This window comes from Deltaproteobacteria bacterium (assembly GCA_009929795.1).
Lineage (GTDB): Bacteria > Desulfobacterota > Desulfovibrionia > Desulfovibrionales > Desulfomicrobiaceae > RZZR01.
Window position 1 is genome coordinate 1 of record RZZR01000298.1, and the last position, 1,970, is coordinate 1,970.

Annotated in this window: 2 protein-coding genes; both read right to left on the bottom strand. The window is 64.2% G+C overall.

Annotation, left to right across the window (positions count from 1 at the left end; genetic code table 11):
• A partial coding sequence (locus EOM25_14390; protein NCC26364.1) for a cation:proton antiporter occupies nt 1–1,124 on the bottom strand: 1,124 nt, incomplete at its 3' end.
• Between the two features lie 95 nt (nt 1,125–1,219).
• The coding region (locus EOM25_14395; GenBank protein ID NCC26365.1) for a hypothetical protein at nt 1,220–1,970 on the bottom strand (751 nt) is incomplete at its 5' end.

Genomic DNA, 1,970 nt, shown 5'->3' on the forward strand with positions numbered 1-1,970 from the left:
ACCATGCCGACGATGATGCCCATGGCTCCGACTGAGACCGTGGCAAAGCCCACGGTCCATGCTTCCCTGCCGGGCAGGCCTCCCCAGCGGGCCCCAAGGGCTCCGCCGGAGATCTTGCAGACGCAGGCGATAGCCAAGACCGAGGCGGTCAGGGCCGGGTCGAAATGGGCCAGAAAGTCCACGCGCAGCCCGATGCCGGCGAAGAAGACCGGGGCAAAGATGAAGGAAACGAAGTTGTCGATGACCACCCGGCTGCGTTCCCGCAGATGGGACGAGTCCCCCACGGCCACGCCGACGATGAAGGCCCCGAAAATGGCGTGGATTCCGATCCATTCCGTACAGGCGGCTCCGAACAGACCGAGGACCAGGGCAAAGGTCAGCTCTCCGCCGGGCCAGCGGGTGTAGGCCTGGACAAAAGGCATGGCCTTGTGGATGAGCCAGCGCCCCACGGTCAGCATACCCCCGACAAAGACCACGGTTAGAAGCACGGTCAGGGCTATGGGCCCGGCGGCCAAGCTCGGTGAGGCCAGAAGGCCCAGGATGACGGCGAAGATGATCCAGCCGACGAGGTCGTTCAGGATGGCCGCACTGACCACGATCATGCCCAGTTCGCTTCGGTAGAGGCCCATGTCCATGAGGGTCTTGGCGATGATGGGCAGGGCGGAGATGGAAATGGCGATGGCGAAGAAGAGCCCGAAGACCAGGGGCTCGGCCGATGGAAGGCGGCCCAGGGCGTTCGGGAAGGCCAGCGCCAGGGCCAGAGCAACGGCAAAGGGCACGGCCACACTGGTCAGCCCGACCTTGAGGCCGACCCGGCCCTGTTTCCAGATGGTGGACAGATCGACCTCCATGCCGGCTACGAGCAGGAACAGAGCGATGGCCAGGGTGGATATGGTCTCCAGGGCCACGGCGTTCAGACCCTGCATGGGAAAGAGAAATTCACACACCCCGGGAGCGAAGGCCCCCAGGACCGTCGGCCCGAGCAGGACCCCGGCCAGAAGCTCCCCGAGTACGGCCGGTTGGCGAAAACGCTGGGCGATTTCCCCAAAGACGTGGGCCGTCAGAAGAAGAACGCCCAGGGAGAGGAAGAGAACTACGACGTTGTCGTGACTCAGGGTTTCCATGTCCGGGGCCTGGTTTGGATCGGGGCTGATCGGTTCATGCAGCCGTGTTTCCCACGGCCGGGGCTGTCTGTCAAAGCCCGGTCAGGGCCCGATGATCAGGTTCCGCAATATGTTACGTAGGGCGAAGCGTCAGGTGGGGGCGGGTTTTGGAACGCGGTATGTTCCGGCGAGTCGTCAAAGGGCCTGGTCAGCACCTTGAGCAGTCTGTCCATGACCGATTGGTCCCCATGCTCAACAGCGGCCGCCAGAGCTTCCTCCACCCGGTGGTTGCGGGGGATGACCGAGGGGTTGGAGGCGAGCATGAGTCGACGGGAGTCCTCGAGAGATGCGTTCTGACGGGACCGGCGGGCCGTCCAGTGCTCATGCCAGTCCTGAAAATTGGGGTGGCGGAAAAGAGGTTCGTCCGGCAAGGGGTCTCGGGTCAGATCGCGAAACGAATTGGTGTAGTCGGCCCGGCTGGCCAAGAGCAGGACGAGGAGATCGTCTATGAGGGCCGGGTCGTCCGCCTCGGCCGTGAACAGGCCAAGTTTCCGGCGCATGCCGTCCAGCCAGAACTCGTGGAATCGGCCGGGAAAGACGGCCAGGGCCTCCTTGGCCAGTTCCAGGGCCCGGTCCTCGTTTTCGTGCAGGATGGGCAGAAGGGCCTCGGCCAGCCGGGCCAGGTTCCAATGGGCCATGGAGGGCTGGTTGCCGAAGGCGTAGCGGCCATCGCGGTCGATGGAGCTGAAGACTGCGGCCGGATCGTAAGCATCGATGAAGGCGCAGGGGCCGTAATCGATGGTCTCTCCGCCAAGGGCCATGTTGTCGGTGTTCATGACCCCGTGGACAAAGCCGACGAGCATCCAC